At 66.8% G+C, this 24420-nt stretch carries 23 protein-coding genes; 18 read left to right on the top strand and 5 right to left on the bottom strand.

Features of this window, described 5'->3' with window-relative positions:
- Positions 1–2 precede the first annotated feature (2 nt).
- The 3 genes from mrdA to CVUC_RS14140 are packed head-to-tail and all read left to right on the top strand — an operon-like array spanning position 3 to position 3726.
- Positions 3–2021 (top strand): penicillin-binding protein 2, encoded by a 2019-nt coding sequence (mrdA, locus tag CVUC_RS14150; protein ID WP_010919420.1) that lies wholly within the window; start codon positions 3–5, stop codon positions 2019–2021.
- On the top strand, positions 2018–3175 hold the full coding sequence (rodA, locus tag CVUC_RS14145; protein ID WP_096033162.1) for a rod shape-determining protein RodA: 1158 nt from the start codon (positions 2018–2020) through the stop codon (positions 3173–3175). The genes mrdA and rodA overlap by 4 nt, the downstream gene beginning before the upstream one ends.
- Positions 3175–3726 (top strand): GNAT family N-acetyltransferase, encoded by a 552-nt coding sequence (locus tag CVUC_RS14140; protein WP_096033163.1) that lies wholly within the window; start codon positions 3175–3177, stop codon positions 3724–3726. Before rodA ends, CVUC_RS14140 begins: the two co-directional genes overlap by 1 nt.
- 47 nt (positions 3727–3773) lie before the next feature.
- On the opposite strand, the gene CVUC_RS14135 is transcribed toward CVUC_RS14140, so the two are convergent.
- Together CVUC_RS14135 and CVUC_RS14130 are read right to left on the bottom strand one after the other, a co-directional pair.
- A complete protein-coding gene (locus CVUC_RS14135; protein WP_096033164.1) occupies positions 3774–4451 on the bottom strand; it encodes a uracil-DNA glycosylase in 678 nt (225 codons plus the stop codon).
- A 2-nt stretch (positions 4452–4453) separates the two neighbouring features.
- Positions 4454–5050, bottom strand: coding sequence for an NYN domain-containing protein (locus CVUC_RS14130; protein WP_096033165.1), 597 nt, complete (start codon positions 5048–5050; stop codon positions 4454–4456).
- Between the two features lie 36 nt (positions 5051–5086).
- Between CVUC_RS14130 and folK the strand changes: the two genes are divergently transcribed.
- The 3 genes from folK (at position 5087) to CVUC_RS14115 (ending at position 8411) form a co-directional block, all read left to right on the top strand.
- On the top strand, positions 5087–5593 hold the full coding sequence (gene folK / locus CVUC_RS14125; RefSeq protein ID WP_164468118.1) for a 2-amino-4-hydroxy-6-hydroxymethyldihydropteridine diphosphokinase: 507 nt from the start codon (positions 5087–5089) through the stop codon (positions 5591–5593).
- 128 nt (positions 5594–5721) lie between these two features.
- Positions 5722–6081, top strand: coding sequence for a DNA-directed RNA polymerase subunit omega (rpoZ, locus tag CVUC_RS14120; RefSeq protein WP_010919426.1), 360 nt, complete (start codon positions 5722–5724; stop codon positions 6079–6081).
- Positions 6082–6182: 101 nt separating this feature from the next.
- On the top strand, positions 6183–8411 hold the full coding sequence (locus CVUC_RS14115; RefSeq protein WP_010919427.1) for a RelA/SpoT family protein: 2229 nt from the start codon (positions 6183–6185) through the stop codon (positions 8409–8411).
- A 622-nt stretch (positions 8412–9033) separates the two neighbouring features.
- Here the strand turns inward: CVUC_RS14115 and CVUC_RS14110 are convergent.
- Positions 9034–9441 (bottom strand): NUDIX domain-containing protein, encoded by a 408-nt coding sequence (locus CVUC_RS14110; protein ID WP_101685839.1) that lies wholly within the window; start codon positions 9439–9441, stop codon positions 9034–9036.
- A gap of 80 nt (positions 9442–9521) precedes the next feature.
- Here CVUC_RS14110 and pyrE point away from each other — a divergent pair, with 80 nt between their 5' ends.
- A complete protein-coding gene (gene pyrE / locus CVUC_RS14105) occupies positions 9522–10106 on the top strand; it encodes an orotate phosphoribosyltransferase (RefSeq protein WP_010919429.1) in 585 nt (194 codons plus the stop codon).
- Between the two features lie 171 nt (positions 10107–10277).
- Here the strand turns inward: pyrE and CVUC_RS14100 are convergent, their stop codons facing one another.
- Positions 10278–11897 carry a M20 family metallopeptidase gene (locus CVUC_RS14100; RefSeq protein ID WP_164512728.1) on the bottom strand — a complete coding sequence of 540 codons (1620 nt, stop codon included), beginning with the start codon at positions 11895–11897 and terminating at the stop codon, positions 10278–10280.
- A 178-nt stretch (positions 11898–12075) separates the two neighbouring features.
- Here CVUC_RS14100 and CVUC_RS14095 point away from each other — a divergent pair, with 178 nt between their 5' ends.
- From CVUC_RS14095 to rnc, 5 genes are all read left to right on the top strand, one after another.
- Entirely contained in the window at positions 12076–12840 is a 765-nt protein-coding gene (locus CVUC_RS14095) for a pyridoxine 5'-phosphate synthase (protein WP_096033167.1), read from the top strand.
- Positions 12837–13238: a holo-ACP synthase gene (gene acpS, locus CVUC_RS14090; RefSeq protein ID WP_096033168.1), complete on the top strand. Its 402-nt coding sequence runs from the start codon at positions 12837–12839 to the stop codon at positions 13236–13238. Before CVUC_RS14095 ends, acpS begins: the two co-directional genes overlap by 4 nt.
- An 11-nt stretch (positions 13239–13249) precedes the next feature.
- On the top strand, positions 13250–13543 hold the full coding sequence (locus tag CVUC_RS14085; protein ID WP_012640268.1) for a hypothetical protein: 294 nt from the start codon (positions 13250–13252) through the stop codon (positions 13541–13543).
- Between the two features lie 123 nt (positions 13544–13666).
- Entirely contained in the window at positions 13667–14512 is an 846-nt protein-coding gene (gene lepB, locus CVUC_RS14080; protein WP_010919433.1) for a signal peptidase I, read from the top strand.
- Positions 14513–14521: 9 nt separating this feature from the next.
- Positions 14522–15217, top strand: a complete 696-nt coding sequence (rnc, locus tag CVUC_RS14075; protein WP_096033169.1) for a ribonuclease III — start codon at positions 14522–14524, stop codon at positions 15215–15217.
- Between the two features lie 192 nt (positions 15218–15409).
- Here rnc and CVUC_RS14070 read toward each other — a convergent pair whose 3' ends face one another.
- Positions 15410–16258: a universal stress protein gene (locus tag CVUC_RS14070; protein WP_096033170.1), complete on the bottom strand. Its 849-nt coding sequence runs from the start codon at positions 16256–16258 to the stop codon at positions 15410–15412.
- A 221-nt stretch (positions 16259–16479) separates the two neighbouring features.
- Between CVUC_RS14070 and era the strand changes: the two genes are divergently transcribed.
- From era to CVUC_RS14040, 6 genes are all read left to right on the top strand, one after another.
- A complete protein-coding gene (gene era / locus CVUC_RS14065; protein WP_012640271.1) occupies positions 16480–17430 on the top strand; it encodes a GTPase Era in 951 nt (316 codons plus the stop codon).
- Positions 17423–18274 carry an arylamine N-acetyltransferase family protein gene (locus tag CVUC_RS14060; RefSeq protein ID WP_096033171.1) on the top strand — a complete coding sequence of 284 codons (852 nt, stop codon included), beginning with the start codon at positions 17423–17425 and terminating at the stop codon, positions 18272–18274. Before era ends, CVUC_RS14060 begins: the two co-directional genes overlap by 8 nt.
- Positions 18275–18276: 2 nt before the next feature.
- The gene (recO, locus tag CVUC_RS14055; protein ID WP_096034766.1) at positions 18277–19008 is read left to right on the top strand and encodes a DNA repair protein RecO; all 732 of its coding nucleotides are present in this window, start codon (positions 18277–18279) and stop codon (positions 19006–19008) included.
- 51 nt (positions 19009–19059) lie between these two features.
- Positions 19060–20646 (top strand): alkaline phosphatase D family protein, encoded by a 1587-nt coding sequence (locus tag CVUC_RS14050; RefSeq protein WP_096033172.1) that lies wholly within the window; start codon positions 19060–19062, stop codon positions 20644–20646.
- A gap of 71 nt (positions 20647–20717) precedes the next feature.
- The gene (gene parC / locus CVUC_RS14045; RefSeq protein ID WP_096033173.1) at positions 20718–22997 is read left to right on the top strand and encodes a DNA topoisomerase IV subunit A; all 2280 of its coding nucleotides are present in this window, start codon (positions 20718–20720) and stop codon (positions 22995–22997) included.
- Positions 22994–24382: a serine hydrolase domain-containing protein gene (locus tag CVUC_RS14040; protein WP_096033174.1), complete on the top strand. Its 1389-nt coding sequence runs from the start codon at positions 22994–22996 to the stop codon at positions 24380–24382. The genes parC and CVUC_RS14040 overlap by 4 nt, the downstream gene beginning before the upstream one ends.
- Positions 24383–24420: the final 38 nt, after the last annotated feature.

Genomic DNA, 24420 nt, shown 5'->3' with positions numbered 1-24420 from the left:
CGATGAGCGAACCGTCCATCTTCTTTTTCGAGGTCAACGAGCGTCAGGGGGTCTTCCACCGGCGCGCGTTCCTGCTGGGCGGTCTTACGGGCCTGGGCCTGTTGACCCTAGGCGGGCGGCTGGCGCAATTGCAGCTGGTCGAGGCTCAGCGCTACCAGAAGCTCTCTGCCGGCAACCAGTTCAACTACCGCCTGGTGCCGCCGCCGCGCGGTCTGATCATGGATCGCAACGGCGTTTCGCTGGCGTCCAACCGCCCGAATTTCCGGCTGATGATCAACAAGGAAAAGGGGCTGGAGGCCGAGGCGGTCCTCGACGATCTCTCCAAGCTGGTTCCGATCGACGGAACCCGCCGGGCGCGGATCCTCAAGGAGCTGGACCGGGCGCCGCGTAAGGCGCCGGTCGTGGTGATGGAGGACCTCTCCTGGGAGGAGTTCTCGCGCGTCAACATCCGCGCGCCGGAACTGCCCAATGTCACCGCCGACATGGGCGAGGTCCGGGTCTATCCGTTCGGCGGCGCTTTCGCCCACGTGATCGGCTATGTCGCCAAGGTCTCGGACCGTGACCTCAAGGCGGCCGAGGGCGACGCCACCCAGGACCAGGAACTGCTGCACCATCCGGGCTTCCGGATCGGCAAGCAGGGCGTGGAGAAGGCGTTCGACAAGGATCTGCGGGGGCGCGCCGGCGCCACCAAGACCGAGGTCGACTCGGTGGGGCGCGTCGTACGGCTCGATCCGGCCGGCGACATTCCGCCCGTGGCCGGCAAGGCGATCCACCTGACCCTAGACGCCGATATCCAGAACCGCGCCCTCGAGGTGATGGGCGAGGAGAGCGGCGCCATCGTCGTGATGGACTGCCGTAACGGCGACCTGCTGTGCATGGCCTCCGCGCCGAGCTTCGACGCCAACCGGTTCGTGCGGGGGCTGTCCGGTCCTGAGTACAAGGCCCTGGCCGAGTACGAGCGCAAGCCGCTGCTCGACAAGTCGATGACCGGCCTGTTTCCGCCCGGCTCGACCTTCAAGCCCACGGTGGGTCTGGCCGCCCTGGCCGCCGGCATCGATCCCGAGGTCCGGGTCAACTGTCCGGGCAGCTGGTACTATGGCGGTCGGGTGTGGCGTTGCTGGGAGAAGGGCGGCCACGGCCCCCAGAACATGCACGACGCCATCAAGAATTCTTGTGACGTCTATTTCTACCAGATCTCGCTGAAGATCGGTCCCGACGCCATCGCCCGCGCCGCCCGCGCCGTCGGCTTTGGCCAGACCTTCGACATCGGCATCCCCGGTCAGAAGAAGGGCATCGTTCCAGACCGCGAGTGGAAGAAGCGCGCCTTCAAGCGCAATCCGGCCAACCAGATCTGGTTCCCGGGCGAAACCCCCAGCTACGCCATCGGGCAGGGCGCCTTGACGGTGAATGCGCTGCAACTGGCGGTGATGACGGCCCGGCTGGCCAACGCCAAGAAGGCGCTGGTTCCCCGGCTCATCAAGTCGATCGGCGACATGGAGCGTCCCGCCGGCTCGGACGTGCCGGACCTGCCGTTCTCGCCCGAGCACCTGGCCTATGTGCGTAATGGCATGGCCGCCGTGGCCAATGACGTGCGCGGCACCGCCTACCGCAACAGCCAGCTGGGCCTGGGCGACGTGCAGATGGCCGGCAAGACCGGCACGGCCCAGGTGCGCAGCTACGACAAGGGCGTGTCGCGCGACAGCAAGGACGTGCGCTGGCGGCTGAAGGACCACAATCTGTTCGTCGCCTTCGCGCCCTATGACGACCCCCGCTATGCGGTGTCGGTCATCATCGAGCACGGTGGCCTGGGCGGGGCCACGGCCGGCGCGCCGCGCGCCCGCGAGGTGATGCGCGTGGCGCTGCTGAAGGATCCGGAGATCCGCGCCCGCATCGAGCGGCCGGCGCCCTTGCCGGAGGCGGTTCCCGAGGCCGACATCGAAGGCGCCGCGCCGGAAGATCCGGTCGAAGCGCCGCCGCCCGCGCCCGAAGCGCCCACAACTCCGCAGGGAGGCCAGACATGACCCTGAGCGGCGGCCTTTCCCGGCCCGGCGAACGCGACCGGCCGACCATCAAGTTCATGGAGATCGACTGGACCTTCTGTCTGTTCCTGTGCCTGATCGCCGGCGCGGGCGCGCTGATGCTGTTCTCGATCGCCGGCGCGTCCTGGGAGCCTTGGGCGGCCAAGCATCTGATCCGCTTTGGCCTCTACTTCATCATGATGGTCATTCTGGCCATGTGTGATCTGCGCTGGTGGTTCATGGCCGCCTATCCGATCTATGTCGTGGGCCTGTTGCTGCTCATCGCCGTCGAGGTCGCCGGCGATGTCTCGCTGGGCGCCCAGCGCTGGCTGTCGATCGGCGGCTTCCGCTTCCAACCTTCGGAAATCATGAAGATCGGCCTCGTGCTGGCCCTGGCGCGCTACTATCACGGCCTGTCGGCCGACAGCGCCCGGATGTCCTGGCGCCTGCTGATCCCGGCGGGCATGATCGCCGCGCCTGTCCTCCTGGTCGCCCACCAGCCTGACCTCGGCACCGCCATGCTGATCGCGGCGACCGGGCTGTCGATCGTGGTCCTGGCGGGGCTGTCCTGGCGGATCATCTTCGCGGGCATCGCCGCGTTCCTGGCCGCGATCCCGCCCTTTGTGATGTTCGTGCTGCACGACTATCAGCGCCACCGGGTCATGACCTTTCTGAACCCCGAGGCCGACCCTTCGGGCAAGGGTTATCAGATCGTCCAGTCCAAGATCGCGCTGGGCTCGGGCGGCCTGCTGGGCAAGGGCTTTGGCCTGGGCTCGCAGAGCCAGCTGAACTTCCTGCCCGAAAAGCAGACCGACTTCATCTTCGCCACCCTGGCCGAGGAGTTCGGCTTTGTCGGCTGTTTCGCCGTGCTGTTCCTCTATGGCGCGGTGATCTTCATGGCGCTGCGGATCGCCTCGATCAGCCACAGCCACTTTGGACGTCTGGCCGCCGGCGGCACCATCTCGACCTTCGCGGTCTATGTGCTGATCAACGGCGCGATGGTGATGGGCATGGCGCCGGTCGTGGGCGTGCCCATGCCGATGCTCTCTTACGGCGGCACCGTCATGCTGACGGTGATGATCGGCTTTGGCCTGATCCAGGCCGTCCGCGTGCACCGCTACACCGAAGTGACCAGCGGCAAGGGCTCGCTGGTCTGATGAGCGAAGACGGGGAGGAGTTGCTTCCCGTCGTCGTTACGCCGCGACTTCGGCTCCGCTGTTGGCGGCCGAGCGACGCGCTGGCTCTGTCGGCCAACATGACATCCAAGGTGAGCCGTTGGCTCAGCTCGTGGCCAGATCCGACCCCACCCGAACTGGCGCTAGAGCGCATCGTTGAGGCGAGGGCAGGCGTAAGCGAAGGTTGGCACGTCAGCTACGCCATCGAGAGATTGGCGGATGATCTGGTGATCGGCGGCTTTGGTGGTGGCGCGAGGGACCAGAGGCTCCGGGTCGAGATCGGCTATCATCTCGCAGAGGGGGCACATGGCCAGGGCTACATGACGGAGGCCGCTCAGGCAGGTCTTTCGGCCTTGTGGTCACAGTTGCCGGCCGCCGAAACGATCGAAGCCCAGGCTCACCCTGATAACGCAGCCTCGCGAGCGATTCTGTCCAAGCTGGGCATGAGGTTCGTTGGCGAGCGGCCGGTCTTCGCTTCCGCGCGGGGAGTCTGGGAGCCCGGCTGCTGGTACGAGATCGCGCGACCTGACTGACCAGCGCCGCCTCGATCGCGCGATCCTCGGTTCCGCTTCCGGCGTTCTCAGCCCGCCTCGTCCAGATAGGCCTTCACCCGCGCGAACAGGTCCTCGAACATCGGCGTCGTGAGGCGGCCCGTGTTCGTGTTGAGGCGTGAGCAGTGATAGCTGTTGAAGATCCGGTAGGGGCCCGCCTGAAACTCCGAGCCATGGCCCGGAACGCCGGCCGAGGCCTTCAGGCCCAGGGTTTTGAGCACATTGCGGCGCGAGACGTCGCCCAGGGTGACGATGACCTTCAGGTTCGGGAACATATCAAGCCGCGCCTTCAGGAAAGGTCGGCAGGCGTTCTCTTCGGAAGTCTCGGGCTTGTTACCGGGCGGCGCGCAGCGGACAGCGTTGGTGACCGCCGCGTCGATCATCTGCAGCGAGTCGTCAGGGCGCGCCTCGAACTGGCCGGTGGCGAAGCCGAACTTGATCAGCGTCTCGTAGAGCAGGGCGCCGGCATAGTCGCCGGTGAACGGCCGGCCTGTGCGGTTGGCGCCCTTGCGACCGGGCGCCAGGCCGACCACCAGAAGCCGAGCGTTCTTGTCGCCGAACGACGGCGCCGGGCCGTTGAACCAGTCGGGATAAAGGTCCTGGTTCTCGCGCCGATAGGCGACGAGGCGAGGGCACAGCGGACAGTCGCGCGGTGGCTCGGCGGGGTTGGGGACGACTTCGCCGACGATGTTGGAGGGCTGGGCCATGCTCAGTACTCGTCGTCTGCGTCGCGTTCGGCCGGGGTGCGGCTGTCCATCACCTGCCGGGGCGGGGCGCGTTGCGGGCGGCCGATGATGGTTCCAAGGTCGGCGAGGTCGACGAAGTTGTCGGCCTGACGGCGCAGGTCGTCGCTGGTCATCGGCGGCTGGCTCTTCATCGTCGAGACGACCGTGACCCGGCGGCCCTTGCGCTGGACGGCCTCGACCAGGGCGCGGAAGTCGCCGTCGCCCGAGAACAAGACGAGATGATCGGCGGTCTCGGCGATCTGCAGCATGTCGACGGCGATCTCGATGTCCATGTCGCCGCGCCAGCGCTTGCGGCCCTGGCTGTCGGTGAACTCGCGCGCCGGCTTCGTGACCAGGGTGAAGCCGTTATAGTCCAGCCAGTCGACCAGCGGCCGGATCGGCGAATAGTCGTCGTTCTCGGCGATCGCGGTGTAGTAATAGGCGCGGATCAGAATCCCGCGCTTTTTGAACTCGTCGAGAAGCTTGCGATAGTCGATGTCGAAGCCCAGAGCCTTGGCGGCGGAATAGAGATTGGCCCCGTCGATAAACAGGGCGATGCGGTCGGTCGGATAGAAGGTCACGGTAATTCCTTGAAAAATCAGGTCGTTCGAAATGACTTGGACGAGGCCGTTGTCGTGGCGCTCGGCTGCAATCTGCCCGGAGCCTATCCGAGTCGCGAGGCCTTGTTGGAAGCCGCCGTGGCGGCGCTGCCGCAGGTCGGGCTGGAGGTGGTGACGCGGTCGGGCTGGTGGACCTCCGCCGCTTGGCCTGACCCGGCGGGGCCCGCGTATCTGAACGGCGTGGCGGTCGTGCGGACGACGCTCTCGCCGCGTCAGGTCCTGGACGCGCTGCATTCACTGGAGGCGCGGTTCGGGCGGGCGAGGGGAGAGGCCAATGCGCCGCGCACTCTGGACTTGGACCTGATCGCCCATGGCCGCACGGTGCTGGACGACGGCCTGGTCGTGCCGCACCCCCGCGCCCACCAGCGGCTGTTTGTGATGGGGCCGCTTTCGGAGCTGTATTCTGGCTGGATTCACCCCGTCACCGGCGAGCCGGCTTTTCGCCTGGCGGCGACCGCGACGGTCGGCCGCGATGCGCGACCAATGGCGGCGCCGACGGCCTAGAGGGTGGACATCGCACCCCGAAGCGGGCATAAGCGCCCGCTCGCGAAAGCAGGATGCTCGTGCGCGGCGTTGCGTGTCGCGGCACAGAAGCCTATTTTGCGATTGCTTACCGGCAGCCCGAGGAACTCATGGCCCGCGTCACCGTCGAAGATTGCGTCGAGAAGGTTCCGAACCGCTTCGCGCTCGTTCTGCTCTCGGCCCACCGCGCTCGCGGCATTTCCGCCGGCGCCGCGCTGATGGTCGACCGCGATAACGACAAGAACCCGGTTGTCGCTCTGCGCGAGATCGCCGACGACGTGATCGACCACGAAGGCCTGAAGGAACACCTCATCAGCACGCTGCAGCGCGTTGACGAGCACACCGAGGCCGAGGAAGAGGCCGAAACCCTGGCCCTGCTGGCCGATCCCAGCCACATGCAGATGAGCGAACTGGAACTGGTCCGCGCGCTGCAAAGCGACCGAGACGGTGGTCAGGAGGAGCGGTACTGAGCCCCGACGGCGCAGACCCTCTGACCCTTGAAGCGGTCGATCAGACCGCTCCATCCGAACGCGCGCCGGATTCGCCCCCCACGGGGACCGAATCGGGCGCGTTGTCGTCTGTGGCCCCCGTCGCTGTGACCGAAGCGCCGGCCAAGCCGCGTCCCAAGTTTCTTCGCCAGTACGAACTGATCGAGCGGGTCCACGCCTATGACCCGACCGCCGACGAGGCGCTGCTGAACCGCGCCTATGTCTATGCGATGCGCATGCACGGCTCGCAGACGCGGGCCAGCGGCGATCCCTACTATGCTCACCCGATCGAGGTGGCGGGCATCCTCACCGAGTATCGGCTGGACACCGCGACCATCGTCACCGCGCTCCTGCACGACGTGATCGAGGACACCCCGGTCACTAAGGAAGAGATCGCCAAGCTGTTCGGCGAGGAGATCGGCGAGCTGGTCGAGGGCGTCACCAAGCTCTCCAAGCTTGAGCTGCAGGCCGAGCATATGCGGCAGGCCGAGAACCTGCGCAAATTCATCCTGGCCATCTCCAAGGACGTGCGCGTCCTGCTGGTCAAGCTGGCCGACCGTCTGCACAACATGCGGACGCTGCACTTCATCAAGAACCAGGCCAAGCGCGAGCGCATCGCCCGCGAGACGCGCGACATCTACGCGCCCCTGGCCCGCAATATCGGCTGTCACCGCATCTGCACCGAGCTGGAGGAGCTCAGCTTCCAGCACACCAACCCGGTGGCGCGCGACGCCATCATCCGGCGCCTGGACGTCCTGCGCGAGGAGCAGGGCGGGGCGGTGACGCTGGTCAGTCAGGAAATCGCGGCGCGCCTGGAGTCGGCCAGTTTGCCGGCGCGGGTCTTTGGCCGCGAGAAGTCGCCCTATTCGATCTGGCGCAAGCTGCAGCGCAAGTCGATCGGCTTCTCGCAGATGTCCGACATCTATGCGTTTCGGGTGATCGTCGACAGCGAGGAAGACTGCTATCGGGCGCTTGGCGTGGTCCACCGCGCCTGGTCCAGCGTGCCCGACCGCTTCAAGGACTACATCTCGACGCCCAAGCGGAACAACTACCGCTCGCTGCACACCACCGTGGTGGGGCCGCGCGGCATGCGCATCGAGATGCAGATCCGCACCGAGAGCATGGACCGCGTCAACGAAGAGGGCGTCGCCGCCCACTTCCGCTACAAGGACGCCTCCTACGGCCTCGACCTGGAAGGCATGGAGGCCGCCGGCGGCCGCGACCCGCTGGCCAACCTGCGCCAGTTGGTCCAGGTGCTGGAGCATGGCGGCGACAGCGAAGAACTGGTCGAACACGCCAAGCTCGAGATGTTCCTCGACCAGGTGTTCGTGTTCACGCCCAAGGGCAAGCTGGTCAGCCTGCCGCGCGGGGCCATGCCACTGGACTTCGCCTATGCGGTTCACACCAGCGTCGGCGACACCTGCATCGGCGTGAAGATCAACGGCGAGCTCAAGCCGCTGCGCACGCCGCTGGTCAATGGCGACGTGGTCGAGGTCGTGCGGGGCTCCAAGCCCGTGGTGCCGCCGGACTGGCGCTCGCTGACGGTCACGGGTCGCGCCCGCTCGGCCATCCGTCGCCATATCCGCCAGACCGAGAAGGAAGAGTTCCTGCGTCTGGGGCGCGCTTCTCTGGAGCAGGTGTTCGAGCGGGCCGGCAAGAAGCTGAAGGACGTGTCGCTGCGACCGATCCTGGAGCGCTTCGTGCTGGAGACTGACGAGGCCCTGTTCGACGCTGTCGGGCGCGGTCGGGTGTCGCCCAGCCAGGTGCTGGAGACGGCCTATCCGGGCATGAAGGACTCCGAGCGCGAGGCCGCGACGGCCCGGCGCAAGATCGAAGGCGGTCAGGAGGCGGCGCGGCTCTATGTGCGCGGCGGCGGCCTGACGCCGGGCGTCTCATTGCATTTCGCCCATTGCTGCAGCGCCGTGCCGGGCGACCGCATCGTCGGCATTCTGCGCGAGGACGGCGAGGGCCTGGACGTCCACACGATCGACTGTCCGCGCCTGGCCGAATACGAGGACCGCGAGGAGCTCTGGCGCGACCTGAACTGGACGCCCGAGGCCGAGCGCTCGACCATCTCGCTGACCCGCCTGCACGCCACCATCCAGAACGCGCCCGGCGTGCTGGGCCTGGTCTGCACGATCATCGGCGAGGCCGGCGGCAACATCGTCAACCTGCGCATGCACCACCGGCAGAGCGACTTCTTCGACACCGACATCGACGTCGAGGTCCGCGACGCCAAGCACCTGACCAATATCCAGGCGGCGCTGCGGGCGTGTCCGTCGGTGGAGACGGTGGACCGGACGCGGGGGTAGGGGGGCGTCTTCGGTCGCGTTATGGGATGGGCGTTGATGTCCGGACACGACCCTTGTCGGACGATCGGAAAGTCAGCTCTAAGATTGCGCGCGTGGCCTGCCTCAGCGACAAGGGCCCATGGCCAGGTCGAAAATTGGCGACATCGTCGAGATATCCACGGGCCGAGGCTTTGCCTACGCTCACCATACCCATCGACATGCGATCTACGGATCGCTGTTGAGGGTGTTCACAGGCTTTGACGCAGAGCGTCCTGACGTTCTCCAGGTTGCTAGCCGACCTGTTCGGTTCTCAACATTCTTTCCTCTGAACACCGCCGTGACACGGAAGCTCGTCCAAATTGCTGGACACGCACCCGTTGCTCCCTCCCTGACCTCGTTCCCCACCTTCCGAGCTGGAGTTGTCAACCCTCTCACCGGAGAGGTCGGTACCTGGTGGCTGTGGGACGGAGAAAACGAATGGCGCGTCGGGGCTTTAACCCCTGAACAGAGACAGTTTCCCGTTCGCGGAGTGATGATCGACACTCTTCTTATCGAAAGGATCGAGGAAGAGTGGAATCCGGCGATCGATGTCCGATAACCACCCGTTGCGGAACTTCCCTTCGACCGCTCCCGGCGCGAGCGCCTAACCCGCCCCCAACGCCGCCACCGCATCCCGCGTCGCCGCCGTCAGCGGCGAGGGCAGGGCGTCCAGGGGAAACCAGCCCCATTCGTGGAGGGCGTGGGCTTCCTGAATGAGCGGCTCGCCCTCGAAGCTTTCGGCGGCGTAGGTGATCGCCACCCAGTGGTAGTCGTCGGCGACCATGTCGGTGACGGCCAGGACGCGGCCGGCGGTGATCCGGACGCCCAGCTCTTCATGGATCTCACGCGCAGCGCAGGTGCGGGTGGCTTCGCCCCAGTCCAGCTTGCCGCCGGGCACGCCCCAGTGGTCGGCTTCGGGGGTCTTGACCCGCTTGACCAGCAAGAGGCGGCCCTGGTCGTCCAGAATGGCTGCGCCGCAGCCGACGCGGGGGCGTTGGGCTTCTTCCGTCATGGTCGCGGTAGAGCCCGAAACGCGATGCCGAGGCAACCGGGATTTGAAGACTCGCCCGCTTGGGCCTATAGGCAGCGCTCATGACCAACGACGACGTCCTCGACGAATTCCGCGCCGCAGGGGCCCTGCGCGAAGGCCACTTCGTGCTGTCCAGCGGCCTGCATAGCCCGGTGTTCCTGCAGAAGAACCTGGTGTTCATGCGCCCCGAGCGCTGCGAGCGGCTCTGCAAGGCCTTGGCCCAGAAGATCATCGCCACGGTCGGCCAGGTCGACGTGGCGGTTTCGCCGGCCGTCGGCGGCATCATTCCGGGCTATGAGACCGCGCGCCACCTCAACGTGCCGTCGATCTATGTCGAGCGCGAGGGCGGCGGCTTCAAGTTCCGGCGCGGCTTCCACCTGGAGCCCGGCCAGAAGGTCGTGATGGTCGAGGACATCGTCACCACCGGCCTGTCGTCGCGCGAGTGCATCCAGGCGATCAAGGACGCCGGCGGCGACGTCGTGGCGGCTGCGTGCATCGTCGACCGCTCGGGCGGCAAGGCCGATGTCGGCGTGCCGCTGATCGCCCTGGCCAGCCTGGAAGTCCCGGCCTATCCGGCCGACGCCCTGCCGCCGGAGCTGGCCGCGATCCCGATCGAGGATCCGGGCAGCCGCCGGCTGAAGGGCTGAGCGAGCACGTCACACGATAAAGGGTGTCATCCCGGAAGCCTCGCAGAGGCTATCCGGGACCCAGGGGTGACGAAGCGCTGTGCGCGCCGCCCCTGGGTCCCGGCTCTACCCCCGGCTTTCGCCGGGGTTCGGCCGGGATGACACGCGTTCTTGGGACTGGGTTGCCCCTGCCTACTTCGCCGCCGCCGGCGGTGTCAGCGTCTTCACCGGCCAGGCGACGCCCAACTGCTCCAGGTATGTGCCGTACTTGTCGGGGTCGTAGTAGAACGCCTTCATCTCGGGCCGGTACGTCGCCATGATGTTGGCGTTCATCTGGGTCTGCGGCTTGTCGGCGGCCGAGAGCATCGGCACGTACTTCTGGTCCTTGGTCTGGACGTTGGTGAAGTAGGCCTTCGAGTCGGCCAGCAGCTTGGGCTGGGTCAGCAGGTCCAGCGTCGTCATCGCCACCACCTTGGAGCCGGCCACCACGCCCTTGTGGGCGATCGGCGTCGCCATTGAGATGGCGTTGGCCCAGTGGTGCCCCGGCAGGTCGGGGATGTTGGACGGATAGTTGATGGTGATCGTCGGCATGATCCACGAGATGTCGCCGATGTCGTCCGACCCGCCGCTCTCGGGCTTTTCCTCCGGCGGCTTCAAGCCCTTCAACTTGACGTCCAGACCCTCCTGCTTGGTCGAGCCGACGTTCTTCTGAACCGCCTTGGCGAAGGCCTGCTCGTCTTCGGTCCATTTGGGCAGGCCGACCTGCTCGATGTTCTTCTGGGCGGCCTCGGCCATGGGGCGGTTGAAGTGGCGCGGCGCGGCCGTGCCGACGATGGCGGAACTGACCTTGGTGTCGGTCATGTCGGCGGCGGCCTTGGCGATCTTGTCGCCGATCGCCCAGTTCTTCTTGATCGCGTCGAAGGTCTGTTCGCGGAAATAGTACCAGACGGTCGCCGCGGACGGCACGACATTGGGCTGGTCGCCGCCGTCGCTGATCACGTGGTGCGAGCGCTGTTCGGGCCGCAGATGCTCGCGGCGCATGTTCCAGCCGATGTTCATCAGCTCGACCGCGTCCAGGGCGCTGCGGCCGCGCCAGGGCGCGCCGGCCGAGTGGGCGGACTCGCCGTGGAAGCTGTACTTCACCGACACCAGGCCTGTGCCTGACGGCTGTCCCCAAGTGGTCTGCAGGTTCGCGCCCACATGGGTGAAGATCGTCGCGTCGACGCCTTTGAACACCCCGTCGCGCACCATATAGGCCTTGCCGGCCACCAGCTCCTCGGCGACGCCGGGCCACAGCACCAGGGTCCCGGCGATGTTCTGCTTGACCATCAGGTCCTTCACCGCCAGGGCGGCGACGACATTTACGGCCTGACCGGAATTGTGTCCTTCACCGTGTCCCGGCGCGCCGGGGATGATCGGATCATGCCAGGGCACGCCCGGCTTCTGCGAGGCCTTGGGGATGCAGTCGATGTCGCTGCCCAGGGCGATGGTCGGACCGCCCTGGCCGTGGGTCCAGGTCGCCGTCCAGGCGGTCGGGATGCCCGACACGCCACGCTGGATGGTGAAGCCGTTCTCCTCCAGCACCTTGGTGATGTAGGCCGAGGTCTCGACCTCCTGGAAGCCCAGCTCTCCGAACGAGAAGATCTTGTCGTTCATCACCTGGGCCAGCTTGGCCCGGCTTTCGACGCCCGCGACGGCGTCGGCCTTCAGGCTCTTGAGCTTGCCGGCCGAGATTTCGGCTGCAGCAGCGCCTTGCGCGACGACGAGCGTCAGCAGGCTCGCGGTGATCGCGAGACCAGTCTTCCTGAACATGGCTTGATGTCTCCCCCAATTGCCCCGGCCGCACGATCCGACGCCTTCCGGGCTTTGTCCATCCGGCGAACGCCCGCCCCCGTTGCAAAGCCTCACCTGCCCAAGTGAGGTGCGGCGCCCTAGGATTCGGGCGGCGGGGGGAGTAACCCTGCCGTCGAAGGCAGGAGGACCTGAGCGCATGAGCTTGCGGCTGGGCGTCAATATCGATCACGTGGCCACGATCCGGAACGCGCGCGGCGCGTCCTATCCCGAGCCCGTACGCGCGGCCGAGCTGGCGCTGATCGCCGGCGCCGACGGCATCACCGCCCACCTGCGCGAGGATCGCCGCCACATCAGCGACGCCGACATCGCCGTGCTCACCGACCTCTGCCACAAGCGCGGCAAGCCGTTGAACTTCGAGATGGCCGTCACCGACGAGATGGTCGGCATCGCCCTCAGCGCCCGTCCGCACGCGGCCTGCTTGGTGCCCGAGCGCCGCGAGGAGGTCACCACCGAGGGCGGCCTCGACGTCATCAAGGGCCAGAACCGCATCGCTGATGCGACCGCGCGGCTGCGCACCGTGGGCGCGCGGGTGTCGCTGTTCATCGAGCCCGATCCCGACCAGATCCGCGCCTCGGTCGCCGCCGGCGCCCAGGTCGTGGAGCTGCACACCGGCGCCTATTGCGACGCGGCGCGGGCGGGGGAGGAGGCCCGGGCCGAGGCGATCCTCAAGCGCCTGAAAGCCGGCGCCGCCCTGGCTCACGACCTGGGTCTGGAGGTCCATGCCGGCCATGGCATCGACTACGCCACGGTCAAGCCGATCGCCGCCATCCCGCAGATCGCCGAGCTCAACATCGGTCACTTCCTGATCGGCGAGGCGATCTTCGTGGGTCTGCCTGAAGCGATCCACCGCATGCGGGCCCTGATGGAGGCTGCGCGCGTCGAACTTGAGGCCCTGGCGTGATCATCGGCATCGGCTCGGACCTCTGCGACATCCGGCGGATCGAGAAGTCGCTGGAGCGCTTCGGCGACCGGTTTACGCACAAGGTCTTCACCGAGACCGAGCGCATGCGCTCTGAGCGCAAGCCTGATCGAGCCTCCAGCTACGCCAAGCGGTTCGCGGCCAAGGAAGCCTGCTCCAAGGCCCTGGGCACCGGCCTCAAGCGCGGCGTGCATCTGGCCGGCATGGGCGTGGTCAACCTGCCGTCGGGCCAGCCGACCATGGCCCTCACCGGCGGGGCGCTGGAGCGCCTGAACGCCATGGTGCCCGAAGGGATGGAGCCTGTGATCCATCTGTCGCTGACCGACGATCACCCCTACGCCCAGGCGTTCGTGATCATCGAGGCCCTGCCAAAGCGCTAAGGGAGACCTGCGTGGCCGAGTACATCCTGCTGATGCATGACGACGGCGGGGAGGAGCGGGCGGCCGACTGGGAGGCCTATCTGGATGGGCTGGCCGGCGCGGGCCGCCTGCGCGGCGGCAGCGCCATGGGCGAAGGCGCCTGTTACCGGAAGGTCGGCGCTCCAGGGCCGGTCTCCGGGCATGTGACGGGCTTTGTCCGCATTGTCGCCGAAAGCCTCGAAGACGCGGCGCGTTGTCTGGCCGGCAACCCGGTCTACGAGGCCGGCGGCACGGTGGAAATTCGCCTGCTGCCCGAGGACGTTTGACGCGGCGGCCCAAACCTCGCCATGAAGCTTGGCTACGCGCCGCTCTTGCCCGTCCGGCCAAGCCCGTCTAGCAAAGCCGAACCGGTTCGCCGGCCATCCCATTTCGTAGAGCTCCGCGCCCGCATGACTGACGCCGCCGACGACTTCACGCCGCCCGAAGAGAAGGGCGTCGTCGCCGAGCTTATCGAGATCGTCAAAACCGTCGCCTATGCGCTGGGTATCGCCCTGGTGCTGCGCGTGCTGCTGTTCCAGCCCTTTACGATCCCGTCGGCCTCGATGGAGCCGAACCTCTACCAGGGCGACTACATCATCGTGTCTAAGTTCAGCTACGGCTGGAGCAAGCACTCGATCCCGTTCAGCCCGCCGATCATCAAGGGCCGAATCTTCGATCGCGCGCCCAAGCGCGGCGACATCGTCGTGTTCAAGCTGCCGCGCGACAATCGCACCGACTACATCAAGCGCCTGATCGGCATGCCCGGCGATAAGGTCCAGATCCGCGGCGGCGAAGTCTACATCAACGGCAAGGCCCTGCCGCGCAAGGCCCAGGCCCCGGCCCTCGTTGACACCGGCTATGGCTTCACCCAGCAGGTCCAGCGCTTCCAGGAAACGAGCCCCGAGGGCCGTCCGTACAACATCCAGGACTTCGGCCCCGACAGCCGTGGCGACAACACCGGCATCTATACGGTTCCGGCCGGCTGCTACTTCTTCATGGGCGACAACCGCGACAACTCGGCCGACAGCCGCTTTGATCCGGGCGTCTCGCCCTACAAGGAAAGCGCCTGCAAGTGGGACTATGAACTGGACCAGTACATCGGCGACGAGATCGGCGTCGGCTTCGTGCCGGCCGAGAACCTGGTCGGCCGCGCCCAGATCATCCTGCTGTCGTGGAACGCTGAGGCGAGCCTCTTCAAGCCGTGGACCTGGTTCCTGGACGCGCGTCCCAGCCGCTTCTTCCACGTGCTGAAGTGATCTTGCCTCATGGATAGACGGGTCGCCGCCGTCGGCGACCTGGAGCGCCGGATCGGCCACAGGTTCGAAGACCGCGAACTGCTCGAACGCGCCCTGACGCACGCCAGCGTCGGGGACGGGGCCAAGAAGGTCCGCGACAACGAGGTGCTGGAGTTCATCGGCGACCGCGTGCTGGGCCTGCTGGCCGCCGAGGCGCTGGCGCAGCGCTTCCCCAAGGCCAAGGAGGGCGAGCTTGCGCCGCGCCTCAACGCCCTGGTCAGCCGTGAGACCTGCGCCCGCGTCGCGCGCAAGGCCGAACTCGGCCCCGCCCTGCGGCTGTCGGCCTCGTCCAGCAAGATCGGCGGCCGCGAAACCGACTCGATCCTGGCCGGCGCCACCGAGGCCCTGATGGCCGCGCTTTACCAGGACGGCGGGCTGGAGGCGGCGCGCAAGGTGTTCCTCGATCTGTGGAACGACGAGTTCGACCGGGCGGGCGAGGGGCGTCCGCGCGATCCCAAGACCGCGCTGCAGGAGTGGGCGCAGGGCCAGGGCCGCCCGCTGCCGACCTACCGCGTGCTGGACCGCACGGGTCCCGACCACGCGCCGGTCTTCACGGTCGAAGTCGCGGTCAAGGGCGTCGATCCGGCCATCGCTAAGGGCAAGTCCCGGCAGGAGGCCGAAAAAGCGGCGGCTAAGGCGCTGCTGGAGCGCGAGGGGGCTGATTAGCTCCGCGCCACGAGACGCGCTGGATCCGCAGCAGGCGGCGGCGCCGAAGACCCCTTTCGACCCGAGACAGACATCCGGCTAGGTTGGCGCCTCGGCTCGTGGCCATCAACGGGACGGTGCGATCTCGTTGGGCATGCACCGCAAACATCCGGCCGCCGTCCGCTACATGCCACGCCCCAAGCCGACGTATCCCTAATGCGAGAGCAGCATGGGGACCGGAACATGATGAAGCATGTGTTCGGTCGCTCCGCCCAATAAAAACTCCCTTGCCCGCGAATGGCCATAGGCTCCCATGACGAAAAGCCCGGGACGCTTCGCTGCGACATAGTCCGAAAACACGACCCCTGTTCGACGTCCATCGCCGTCTATCTCTTCGGCCACGGCGCTTATGCCGTGGGCTCCGAGATACCGCACGACGTCCCGGCCCGCGCCCGAGCCGGTGGACGCTTTATCGTTTGTCACGGTGAGCACCGTGATCTCACGAGCTTTCCGAAGGATCGGCATGGCGTCGGCCATGGCGCGCGCCGCCGTGCGGCTCCCATCCCAGGCAAGCACAACGGTATCCAGACCGCTGGGTGGCAGATCCGCGCCCCCCGGGCAGAAGGTTAGAACAGGGCGGCCAGACCCGAAGGCGACGGCCTCAACGACAGCGCGCTGACCGTCTGACTGGGAAGCAACAGGTACGATACACAAGTCGCGCGTCCTAGACCGCTCAGCAACATAGGCCGCGACAACGTAGAGGTCAGCTTTTGCGTGGATAGCCTCGCCCAAAACGCCCAATTCGCGAGCCTTTGATGTGAACGTCCCAAGCGCCGCAGTGCAGAACTCGCGGCTCTTTCGCTCCTCTTCCGCCGCCATGTGGCTGAGGCCGATCACATAGTTGGCCAGACGATTATTTGGAGGTTTGATGTCCACCTCAACCGCGATAGCTGACAATACCCCGCCAACCGAGGCGGCAAATCGTACTGCTTGATCAATCGCTTCAGTTGAAGTCGCTTCGGGGTAAGCGTCAAGATGAAGTAAAATGTCCAGCGGCGGCATGATTTGTCTCCACGAAGCGTAGATTGACTGTGAACGCTTGGGATTTTCGGACTTTGATCTAAGTCAAAATAGCCGGCTGGATACGAACAGCAGACCACCCCTTAGATGGGCTCCGGCCAAGGTCGGCTTCCACCCTCAACAGCCCCTGCGAACATCCGCTCTCACGTCGGTTGAAGCCCCTCGCTACCGCCGAACCCCCATTGGTGCTACACGCACGCGCAATGACTGACACCACCTCCAAAACCCGCGCAGGCTTCGCCGCCATCATCGGCGCGCCGAACGCCGGCAAGTCCACCCTGGTCAACCGCATGGTCGGGGCCAAGGTCTCGATCGTGACCCAGAAGGTCCAGACCACCCGCTTCCCCGTGCGCGGCGTCGCCATCGAAGGCGACACCCAGATCGTCCTCGTCGACACCCCCGGGATCTTCAGCCCTCGCCGCCGCCTGGACCGCGCCATGGTCCGCGCCGCTTGGGCTGGATCGGAAGAGGCCGAGGCCACCGTTCACCTCGTTGACGTGCAGGCCGAACTGGCCAGCCGTGCCGACAAGGCCACGCCCGGCGAGTATCGCTCGGCCCAGGACGTGCAGACCATCATCGAGGGCCTGAAGGCCGCCGACCGCAAGGTCATCCTGGCGCTTAACAAGATCGACGGGATCAAGCGCGACACCCTGCTGGCCGTGGCCAAGGACTTCTTCGACACCGGCGTCTATTCCGACGTCTTCATGATCAGCGCCTCGACCGGCGCGGGCGTCGAGGACCTGACGGCCAAGCTGGTGTCGATGATGCCGGAAGGGCCCTGGCTCTATCCGGAAGATCAGACCGCCGACCTGCCGGCGCGGCTGCTGGCCGCCGAGATCACCCGCGAGAAGGTCTATCTGCGCGTCCACGAGGAGCTTCCTTACGCAGCGACGGTCGAAACGACCGCCTTCGAGGAGCGCAAGGACGGCTCGGTGCGCATCGAGCAGACCATCCTGGTCGAGCGCGAAGGCCAGCGGGTCATCGTCATCGGCAAGGGCGGCCAGACCCTGAAATGGATCGGCCAGGCCTCGCGCGAGGAGCTGTGCGACATCCTGGATCGCAAGGTGCACCTGTTCCTGCACGTGAAGGTCAAGGAGAACTGGGCCGAGGAACGTGGCCTGTTCAGCGACATCGGCCTGGACTTCGATGTTTGACGCGCCGGCGCCGGCCGTGGAGCTGGACGCCTATTTCCGGCGTATCGGCTATGACGGCCCGCGCGAGCCGACCCTGGATACGCTGCGGGCCATCGCCTTCCGCCACCCGGACGCCATCCCGTTCGAGAACCTCGACGTCCTCTTGGGGCGTGGGATCAGCATTGTCCCCAACGATGTCGACGCCAAGCTGATCGGCGCCGGGCGGGGCGGCTATTGCTACGAGCAGAACGGGCTTTTGAAACGCGTGCTGCAGGCGCTGGGCTTCCAAGTCGAGGGGCTGATGGCCCGCGTGCTGTGGATGGCGCCGGAAGGTGCGCCGCCGCGTCCGCGCTCGCACCAGGTGCTGGGTGTCACAATCGACGGCGAGACCTGGCTGGCCGACGCCGGCTTTGGCGGCTGCGTGCTGACCGCGCCGCTGCGCCTGTTCTCGGACGAGGTCCAGGACAGTCCGCACGGCAAGTTCCGCATCGTCGACACGCAGACGAACGGCGTCGCCGAACGCCAGGTCCAGGCCGATTTGTCGGGCCGCTGGGCGCCGCTCTATCAGGTGTCGCAAGGCGCCTGGGCCGAGGTCGACTACGAGCAGGCCAATTTCTACACCTACACCCACCCCAGCTCGCACTTCACCTGGAGCATGACGGTGGGGCGCACGACGCCGACCGCGCGCTATGCCCTGAAGAACAACCGCTTCACCCATCGCGACGTCACGGGCGCCGTGGTTGAGCAGCGCGACCTGAGCGTCGATGAGCTGGAGGCGACCCTGCGGGAGGTGATCGGCCTGCCGGTGGAGCCGGACTGGCGGCCGGTGCTGGAAAAGGTCGTGGCGTGGGGAACCCCCGCTTGAGCCTGGAGTGGGAGGACGAAGCCTATGTCCTCTCGGCCCGCTCGCACGGCGAGACGGGGGCCATTGTCGAACTCCTGACCGAGGCGCGTGGCAAGGTCGCCGCCCACGTGGCCGGCGCGGCGTCGCGGCGGATGAAACCCTTCCTGCAGCCCGGCGCGCGGGTGATCGTCCGCTACCGGGCCAAGGTCGAGGGGCAGCTGGGCTCAGCCACTTTGGAGCCGATGGGTGAGGGGCCTTCATCCCTGTTCGATGATCGCCTGGCCCTGGCCGGTCTCTCGGCCGCGGCGGCCGTCGCGGCGGCGGCCTTGCCGGAACGCGAGGCTCACCCTGGCGCGTTCCACGCCCTGGAGGCGCTGATCCGCGTGCTGGAAATCCCCGAGATCTGGCCGGCGGTCTATGTCCGCTACGAGGCGGGGCTGTTGCAGGAGCTCGGCTTTGGCCTCGATCTGTCGAAGTGCGCAGCGACCGGCGCGTTCGACGATCTCGTCTATGTCAGCCCGCGCACCGGGCGGGCCGTCAGTCGTGAAGCGGGCAAACCCTATCACGACAAGCTGTTGCCCTTGCCGCCGTTCATGCTGTCGTCGCAAGGCGGACTGGCAGAGGGCGACGTGAAGGCGGGCCTGGACATCACCGGCCACTTTCTGGAGCAGTTCGTCTTCGGCCCCCTGAACAGGCCGCTGCCACCGGCCAGGCTTTGGCTGCTGGATCGCCTGACTGAGGCGGGAAGGCTTTAAGAGGCGTCATAAATGCGGTTTATCCCGAGACGGAAGTTTCGGAGCCGCTTGATGTCTGTTCTCGATCGTTACGCTCTCAGCCGCCGCCGTCTGCTGTCCGTGTTCGGCGGCGCGGCCGTCACCGCGCTCGCCATCCCGATCGAGAGCGGCAAGGCGCTGGCCCAAGCCGTGTTCTCGACCTACCCGTTCCAGCTGGGCGTCGCGTCGGGCGACCCGTCGTCGGATGGCTTTGTGATCTGGACGCGTCTGGCGCCCGAGCCGCTCGAGATCGGCTACGGCATGCCGTCCGCGCCGGTCGCCGTCGAATGGGAAGTCGGTGACGCGCCCAACATGCGCAACATCGTGGCCAAGGGCACGGCCATCGCGCCGCCGGAGCTGGGCCACGCGGTCCACGTCGAAGTCGGCGGCCTGCAGCCCAATCGGGACTACTGGTATCGCTTCACCGCCGGACGGGAGCGCAGCCTGCTGGGCCGGGCCCGCACGACGCCGGCGCTGGGCGCGGCGCTGGAGCGCGTGCGCTTCGCGGTGGCCGGCTGCCAGCACTACGAGCAGGGCTACTATACGGCCTATCGCCGTCTGGCCGAAGAAAACCCCGACTTCGTCTTCTGCTACGGCGACTACATCTACGAGTATCGTGGCAACCGGGTCTGGAACAGCGCCAGCGGTCCGGTGGAAAACGTGCGCCAGCATTTCGGTGGCGAGATCTACAGCCTCGACGACTATCGTCGCCGCTACGCCCAGTACAAGATGGACACCGACCTGCAGGCCGCCCACGCGGCCGCGCCGTGGTTCACGGTCTGGGACGACCACGAGATCGACAACAACTGGGTCACTGACCTCGACCAGGACGGCGTCGATCCCAAGATCTTCAACCTGCGCCGCCAGGCCGCCGTCCAGGCCTATTACGAGAACATGCCGCTGCGGGCCTCGAGCTTCCCGACCGGCACGTCGCTGCAGATCTATCGCCGGGCGACCTATGGCCAGCTGCTGAACCTGAACCTGCTGGATACGCGCCAGTATCGCACCGACCAGCCCTGCGGCGACCGGTTCGGCTACTGCGACGCGGTGGAGGCTTCGCGCGCCGAGGTCATCGGCCAGGTTCAGGAAAAGTGGCTGACCAACGGGCTGATCGAGTCCAAGTCGACCTGGAACGTGCTGGCCCAGCAGATCATGATGATGGACCTCGACCGCGAGCCGGGCGAGGGCAAGGCGGTCAATCCGGACTCGTGGGCCGGCTATCGCATGCCGCGCAATCGCCTGCTGCAGACCATCCGCGACCGCAAGGTCGGCAATGTCGTGGTGCTCACCGGCGACGAGCACCAGAACTATGCCGGCGATCTCTATCTCGACGGCGCCAAGGCCGAAGGGGCTCCGATCGCCTCGGAGTTTGTCGTCACCTCGATCAGCTCCGGCGGCGACGGGACTGACCAGCGCGCCGACATGGCCAGGATCCAGGCCGCCAATCCGATCCTCAAGTTCAACAACGCCCAGCGCGGCTATGCGCTCTGCGACGTCACGCCCAAGGCGTTCGTGGCCGAGTTCAAGGTGCTGGACGCGATCACCCGCCGGGACGGCAAGCTGTCGACCCGCGCCAAATGGGCGCTGGAGGCCGGAAAGACGGGGATCGTTCAGGCCTAAGAGGCCCTGACCGCTCGAATCATCGAGGGGATTTCTGCTAGGCTCCTTCCCCGGAGTAACGAATCCCCTCGATGAACAAGCCTGTCCTTCCTCCCCCCGGCGGCCCCGACGACGGCGACCGCATTCTCGACGAGCCGCTGACCGAGGCGCTGTCGCGGCGCTATCTGGCCTATGCGCTGTCGACGATCGGCTCGCGGGCGCTGCCTGACGTGCGCGATGGCTTGAAGCCCGTGCACCGCCGCGTGCTCTACGCGATGAGCAATATGCGGCTGAACCCCGACGCCGCCGCGCGCAAGTGCGCCAAGGTGGTCGGCGAGGTGATGGGTAACTTCCACCCGCACGGCGACCAGTCGATCTATGACGCCCTGGTGCGCCTGGCGCAGGACTTTGCGCAGCGCATCCCGCTGGTCGAAGGGCAGGGGAACTTCGGCAATATCGACGGCGATAACGCCGCAGCCATGCGTTACACCGAATGCAAGATGACGGAGGCGGCGACGCTTCTGCTGGACGGCATCGACGAGGACGCGGTCGACTTCCGCCCGACCTATGACGGCCAGGACGAAGAGCCGGTCGTGCTGCCCTCGGGCTTCCCGAACCTGTTGGCCAACGGCTCGTCGGGCATCGCCGTCGGCATGGCCACCTCGATCCCGCCGCACAACGCCGCCGAGCTGATCGACGCCTGCCAGCTGTTGCTGGCCAATCCCGACGCCACCACCGAAGACCTGCTGGAAAAGGTCCCGGGGCCGGACTTCCCGACCGGCGGCGTGATCGTCGAGTCCCGCGCCTCGTTGCTGGAAACCTACGAGACCGGACGCGGCGGCGTGCGGATGCGCGCCAAGTGGGAGAAGGAAGACACCGGTCGCGGCACCTACCAGATCGTCGTCACCGAGATCCCGTATCAGGTGAAAAAGTCAGACCTGGTCGAGCAGCTGGCCGACCTGATCGACAGCAAGAAGGCGGCCCTCTTGGGCGACGTCCGCGACGAGAGCGCCGAGGACATCCGTCTGGTGCTCGAGCCGAAGTCCAAGAACGTCGAGCCCGAAGTGCTGATGGAGAGCCTGTTCAAGCTCTCGGCGCTGGAGAGCCGGTTCCCGGTCAATATCAACGTGCTGGATGCGCGCGGCACGCCGGGCGTGATGGGCATCAAGCAGGCGCTGATGGCCTTCCTGGCTCACCGCCGCGAGGTGCTGACCCGCCGAGCTCGCCACCGCCTGGCCAAGATCGAAGCCCGTCTGCACATCCTGGACGGCCTGCTGATCGCCTATCTGAACCTCGACGAGGTCATTCGGATCGTCCGCTATGAGGACAAGCCGAAGGAAAAGCTGATCGAGACCTTCGGGCTCACGGACATCCAGGCCGACGCCATCCTCAACACCCGCCTGCGCCAACTGGCCAAGCTGGAGGAGATGGAGATCCGGCGTGAGCACGCCGAACTGGTGGAAGAGCGCGACGGCATTCTGGCCATGCTGGCCAGCGAGGCCAAGCAGTGGAAGCTGGTCGGCGTGGGCCTCTCCGAGGTCCGCACAGCGCTGCTCAAGATCAAGCATCCGCTCGACAAGCCGCGCCCCACGGGCGTGACCGGCCGTTCGGTGTTCGGCGAGGCCCCGCAAGTCGACGCCGACGCCGCGATCGAGGCGATGATCGTGCGCGAGCCGATCACGATCATCCTGTCCGAGCGCGGCTGGATCCGCGCCGCCAAGGGCAAGATCGACGATCCCTCGGAACTGAAGTTCAAGGAAGGCGACAAGCTGGGCTTCCTGGTCCCGGCCGAGACCACCGACAAGCTGCTGATCTTCTCCAGCGACGGGCGCTTCTTCACGCTGGGCTGTGACAAGCTGCCCAGCGCGCGCGGTCACGGCGAGCCGGTACGGATGATGATCGAGCTGGACGACAAGGTGAAGATCATCGACGTCTTCCCGTTCAAGGCCGGCCGCAAACGCATTCTGGCCTCGAAGGGCGGCTATGGCTTCCTGATGCCCGAGGAAGAAGCCCTGGCCAACCGCAAGGCCGGCAAGCAGGTCCTGAATGTCGGCAATGAAGGCGCGGCCTTCTGCCTGGAGGCCGTCGGCGACCAGCTGGCGGTGATCGGCGACAATGGCAAGATCCTGATCTTCCCGCTGGAAGAGCTGCCGGAAATGCCGCGCGGCAAGGGCGTCAAGCTGCAGGCCTACCGCGAAGGCGGCCTGCGCGACGGTCTGTCGTTCAACGCCGAGACCGGAGCCTACTGGATCGACACCGCCGGCCGGCGTCGTGACTGGGCCGAGTGGAAGGAATGGGTGGGCCGCCGCGCGGGCGCCGGGAAGCTGGTTCCCAAGGGCTTCGCCACCAACAAGCGGTTCCGTCCCAAATGAGGATCGGACGGTCGCGTCGCCGCGCGTTGAGCCTGTTGGCCGGCGTTTTCGGCTGCGCGGCCGTCGCCGCGACTCCGGCGCTGGCCCTGCCCAAGGGCAAGCCGGAGGAGGGCGGCTTCAGCGCCGAACGACTGAAACGCCTCGACGACCATATGCAGACCATGGTCGATCGGGGACAGATCGCCGGCGGTGTAACCGTCCTGGCGCGCCACGGACGGGTGGTTCAGGCCCGCGCCTTCGGGCGCCGCGTGCTGGGCGGCGACCCGATGCCGATGGACGCGATCTTCCGCATCCGCTCGGAGACCAAGCCGGTCACCGGCGTCGCCATGATGATGCTCTACGAGCAGGGGCTGTGGCGGCTGGACGATCCGGTGAGTCTGCACATTCCGGAGTTCGCCAATCTGCGTGTGGCCAAGGGCGTCGATGAGACCGGACAGCCGATCCTGACCCCGGTCTCCAGATCGCCCACCATGCGCGAGCTGATGACCCATACGGCGGGCTTTGCCTATGGACTGGCCAACGATCCCAGCAGCCCGGCCGACCAGGCCTATTACCGGGCCGAAGTCCTGCAGTCGGCGTCGCTGACCGACCTGGTGCAGAAGGTCTCGGGCCTGCCGATGTTCGCCGAACCCGGACAGCTGTGGCGCTACAGCGTGGCGGCCGACATCCAGGGCTACATCGTCGAGAAGCTGTCGGGCCAGAGCCTGCCGGTGTTCATGCAGGAGCGCATCTTCACGCCGCTGGGCATGAAGGACACGGCCTTCTATGTGCCCGAGGAGAAGCAGGGGCGTCTGGCGGCGCTGTATGACGGCGATCCGGCCACGGGGCAGTTGGTCCCTGCGGTCGAGGGGGCCTGGCGCGATGTCAGCAAGCCGCCGGCCGCGCCGCTGGGGGGCGGTGGTTTGCTGTCGACGGCCAGCGATTTCGCGCGCTTCGCCCAGATGATCCTCAACAAGGGTGAGCTCGACGGCGTCCGGATTCTGAAGCCGGAAACCGTGGCGCTGATGACCCAGAACCATCTGCCCGAGGGTTTCGTTGTCACCACCAATGGCACCGCAGGGGTTCTGGCGCCGGCGGCTCGGCCTTTTCCGTTCGCTGCGGGTATGGGCTACGGGATCGACATGGCGGTCGCCGTCGACCCGGCGGCGTCTGGCGCGCCGGTCGGCCCCGGCACGGTCAGCTGGGGCGGCAGCGCGGGCACCTGGTTCTGGATCGACCCGACCAACAACCTGTTCTTCGTCGGCATGATCCAGCGACTGGGCGGCGTGGGCCCTGGCCTGGACGCGCAATCGCGTACGCTCGTTTACCAGGCGCTGGAGCGGCCGCCTCTTCCGCCGGTCCAGGTCTCGGCCAAGGCGCCCGCCAAGCCGACGGCGTCCCGCTGAGAAGGAAAGCTCCCCCCGCCGTAAGGCGAGGGGAGCTC

This window comes from Caulobacter vibrioides (assembly GCF_002858865.1).
GTDB lineage: Bacteria > Pseudomonadota > Alphaproteobacteria > Caulobacterales > Caulobacteraceae > Caulobacter > Caulobacter vibrioides.
Note: the sequence above shows the minus strand (reverse complement) of the source record. Positions and strands in the feature narration are given on the sequence as shown.